General features: G+C 38.6%; 5 protein-coding genes. All 5 read left to right on the top strand.

The features are described 5' to 3' along the window. On the top strand, positions 1–366 hold a 366-nt coding region (locus AC06OU_RS14980; protein WP_475856842.1), incomplete at its 5' end, for a hypothetical protein. Between the two features lie 164 nt (positions 367–530). Further along, the gene (locus AC06OU_RS14975; protein WP_475856840.1) at positions 531–1,367 is read left to right on the top strand and encodes a hypothetical protein; all 837 of its coding nucleotides are present in this window, start codon (positions 531–533) and stop codon (positions 1,365–1,367) included. A gap of 154 nt (positions 1,368–1,521) precedes the next feature. Further along, complete coding sequence (locus tag AC06OU_RS14970; protein ID WP_475856843.1) at positions 1,522–2,874, top strand: spore germination protein; 1,353 nt, start codon at positions 1,522–1,524, stop codon at positions 2,872–2,874. Next, the gene (locus AC06OU_RS14965; protein WP_475856838.1) at positions 2,871–3,965 is read left to right on the top strand and encodes a GerAB/ArcD/ProY family transporter; all 1,095 of its coding nucleotides are present in this window, start codon (positions 2,871–2,873) and stop codon (positions 3,963–3,965) included. The genes AC06OU_RS14970 and AC06OU_RS14965 overlap by 4 nt, the downstream gene beginning before the upstream one ends. Continuing rightward, positions 3,962–4,515 (top strand): Ger(x)C family spore germination protein (locus AC06OU_RS14960; protein WP_475856837.1); only part of this gene is annotated, 554 nt, incomplete at its 3' end. The genes AC06OU_RS14965 and AC06OU_RS14960, both read left to right, overlap by 4 nt.

Below are 4,515 nucleotides of genomic sequence, written 5' to 3'. Positions count from 1 at the left end.
GTAGAGGGGGCAATCCTTCAATTTATCCTTTCCTTTGTTATGATTGCTGTCTATCTATTCACCGATATGGAGCCTCTATTTTTACTGTTAATCCCTTTTGCTGTGTTTTTATTTTATTGTTTAGCTAGGTACATATTTTCAGGCATTGAATTTGCAAATGTCTTTACAGAAGATGAGGTAAGGGCTGCTAAAAAGCGTAATTTATTAAGCTCCATAGCCTTTTGTGTCGGGATGAGTCTTCTCTCTATTTTAATGGGGAGATCGATGCTCGATAGTGTGATGGTTCCCATCATTGCTGGGGTACTATGGTTCGTGATGAATTCTATCTCTCTTAGAAAATCTGTTCAAAAGAATGCCGACTTATAAACGTAGATCACACTCCTGTTTCAGTTGAGATAGGGGTTTTTTATTTGTAAAAATTGACAAAGTTGAGCGCTGATAGAATAATAGATGGCATGATACCATCTGCTATAGGTTGGTTGGAGGAAAAAATTCTTTCACCGTACCAAAATTTAAAGGACTGATTTTAAATGATGATGCGCAAATATGTTCTCTATCTCATTTTCGTTTGTTTTGTTGCTTTTTATATTCATCAGCCGTTATTTGGGTTAATCCCTAATGCAGTTGCAGGCTATATACAGGATAAAAAAGAAGAGGAGAGAATAGCTGAATTTTTAAAGGACTATAGCAAGGTAGATGTTCAGCATGTGACCATCCACTATATGGATTTTGATGAGGAGCTATTGCCAACGACGAAGGTCGCACTAGAGCGTGGGATTGAGCTTAACAATGAAATGCTAGGGAAGTTCAATGATTCGGTCGATTTGATCATTTTTCCTAATAAAGCTGATCGGATTAATTTGTTCGGATTAGGTCATTTTTTCGATAATAATGGTATTCCTAATTATGATGCGGTAAATATATTTCCAGCGGATCGAGAGGATATCTTTCCAGATATGGCACCAGCAGATTTACTATACAAAAATGTGATTCATGATTATACGCAATATGTAATTAACCAGAGATTGGATGAGCTATCGCTATCTGCAAGCTATATTCCTACTTGGTTCATTGTAGGGGCGGGGGAGTATATTAGTAACGTTGGTAAGGAGACACCTCATTTAGATACGGAAGCTGTTCGTTTAAGCTCTCTTAATTCTAAAATTGCTGGACTTGGAGATGATGATCAAAACGCCAAGTATAATGGCTATGTTCAGTCTCACTTAACGATTAAATACCTTGTAGATGAGTTTGGTCCTGGCATTATCAATGAAATTCTTATAGAAACGGAAGAAGAACATAGTTTTAATAAAGCTTTTGCCACTATGACAGGAATCGAATTGTCTGCTGTACCAGATATCTATTAGATGATAAACATCCGTTAATGGAACACTCTTGCATTAGAGTGCTTCATACGGGTGTTTTTTTGATGTGGAAGGCTTGGTACAACGGTTAAAAATGTCTCTTCTCGGTTACCCTAAACGTACTAAATGAACGTGGAGGTGTAACAGATTGGATAACATGGCAAAATCAAATCCTCCTACATTGATGGATGAGCTATCCAAAAAGTTTGAGCCTTCTAGTGATATCATGCTGAAACCCTTGCAGATTGGTAATAACAAGGTTTATCTCTTTTATTTGAAGACAGTGGTAGACGGCAATAAACTCCACACTATCGTGATTAAGCCATTTTTTGAAATGAAATCAAATGAGAGCTTTCAGTCCTATATCGAATCCCTGCCCGAGCAGGTTGAGATGACGTCAGGAGAAGAGCTACAGATCAAGCTAACAAAAGGTGCAGTCCTCGTTTCTATAGAGGACCGGTTTTATCTGCTGGATATTAAATTGGTTAACTCAGATTCCGTACAGCAAACGATTATCGAGCCTACTGTTCATGGTCCACAGCTAGCGTTAAGTGAGGATTTGGATACGAATCTGAACATCATTAGGCAGCGATACCATGCGACTACCCTGATAATTGAAATGCAGGATATGAAGGAGAAGTCACGTCCACAGGTTTTCATTATTTATGATGAGAAAACAGTGAAAAAGTCTGTTCTACGTAATATTAAGCAAAAATTAAACAGCTTAGAAGCTCCCCTTATCCAGTCAGCGGGAGATCTACAGCTGCAGTTGAATGGCTCTAAGGTTTCTCTTTTTCCAACGTTAATATTAACGGAGCGGCCTGACAGGATCACCTATAATCTTGCTGCTGGAAAGGTCATACTGATGATGGATGGGAGTCCTCAGGCATTAATAGCACCTATTGTATTTTTTGACTTTATGGTGTCTATGGAGGATAGCTATCATACCTTTTGGGTTACTTCCTTTACGTTGGTATTGCGATATTTGGGATTAGTTATATGTCTAGTGTTACCTGCTATGTATGTTGCCGTTACATCCTATACACCAGATGTTCTTCGAACGGAGCTTGCCTTAACGGTAGCGGGGAGCAGGCTTGGAGTTCCCTATCCATCCTTTGTCGAGGTAATTTTCATGCTGCTTTTTATGGAGTTTCTAATAGAGGCAAGTATGCGTCTACCTAAGGCAATCAGTGCAACAGCTACGACTGTTGGTGGTTTAATCCTAGGTACTGCAGCTACAGAGGCTGCCTTGACCTCGAACATTATGATTATCATTGTCTCGGCGGTAGCAATTACAAGCTTTGTTATTCCCATTAGCGAGATGAGCTTCGCTATTCGGATATGCCGTTACTTGCTGATTTTATATACTACACTTTTTGGTACAATTGGCATCATACTAGGATCGCTAGGGCTTTTGATGTTCCTAACCAACAAGAGAAGCTTTGGTGAGCCTTATTTAAAAATGTATTGGAAAGGTGAGAAAAAGGAAATAGGGGTGCCCAAAAAATGAATAGGTATCTGTATTACTTCATAATTGTCACGATGGTCACCAACATCATTGCGTCTGTCCCGAGGATTTTAATGGGAGAAAGTAAAAATGGCGTAATTCTTTCCATGGTCATTGCTGTTATTGTGGGACCGATCCTGGTCAGTATTCTTGTAAACCTTTTCCGTCACTTTTCGAATATGTCCCTTCCTGAAATTCTAAAGAAAAGTACGTCTAAATGGTTTTACTATCCAGTGTTACTCTACTTTGCAGTTTCCTGGTATCTGGCTGGTTTAATAACACTTGTAACATATGTACTGCTTTTTAATACGTTTATTTCTACGGAAACCTCCATTGTTATCACGACACTTGCCTTCCTCATCATCATTTCCTTTGGTATGACGATGAAGGAAAAAAGTGTCCTTTATACGACCGAGATAGTGCTGGTTATGTTCCTGCCTGTCATTTTCTTTTTAATCATGAAAGTATATACCGATCCTCGTTTGGAGTGGGATTATATCAAGGTAGCTACCACGCATATACAGGAGCTCCCAAGCTATAATGCTTTTTCAGCAGCTGCCTTTATTTTTATAGGAGTTGTAAATTTGGCAATCTTTAATAAATATATGAAGTTTGACAAAAAGTTTGGTTTAAAACAAATACTCATATTAGCATTCGCTGGAGTATTTACTCTCTTTACAACGTATTTCGTTCCAATTGGCTTTAATGGCTTTGAGCAAATTGAAAACTTCACCTTCCCTTGGGTGACAACGAGTGATGCTGTACGTATGAAATTTGGAATAATTGAGCGTCTCATCTTTATATTTTTAATCGTCTTTTTAGGGGTTGCCTTTATTAGTCTGCTCATACATTGGCACGTCTCTCTCAAGCTGTTTGAAAGTATTGTTCATATAGAACGATTGAAATGGAAGGGAAGAAACCTGACTCCTTATGTGCTTGTTATTATTTTGGGTGTGATAGGGATACTTGTAACTAGGCAAATTAGCGAATATCAGCTATTGGAGCTTACCCTCTTTTTTTATAATATCCTGCCTATATTTTATGGTATTTTAATCGGCAGTCTGCTCATTGCTAAGAGGAGGTTAAAGACATGAGGGTAAATATTAAACTTCTCGTCATTATCCTAGGGATGACTTGCTTCCTTACAGCCTGTGGATTTAAAGATATTGATAATCGGATATTCGTGACAGGAATTGGGATTGATCCTTCCGAGAAGGAGGAGGGTGAGTATAAAGTAACACTGAAGCTTGCTATCCCAGTTTCGACCATTCAGCAGGAAAAGGAGCCTAGCTATCAGTATTTAGTACATGAAGGTGAAAATATAGAAGAGGCTGTCCGTATATTGGAAACACATACCGATAAGACGCTTGAATTTGGACATACGAAAATAATACTCGTCAATGAAAAGCTTTTAGAGGGTGATATAAAGGAATTTATGGACTATCTTTTCAGGAGAGGTGATATTCAAACGATTGCCTGGGTCGCTGCCGCTAAACCAACTGCTGAGGATATACTTCGAACGGAGCCAAAAGGAGAAGCCGCAGTCATTTCCCCTCTTTCTAAAATTTTTGGGAATATAGGCACGGAAAGTCCTTATATCGTCTCGACTTACTTGTATGAATTTAGAAGGAGCTTTTATAGTGA

Source organism: Psychrobacillus sp. (assembly GCF_056205495.1).
Note: the sequence above shows the minus strand (reverse complement) of the source record. Positions and strands in the feature narration are given on the sequence as shown.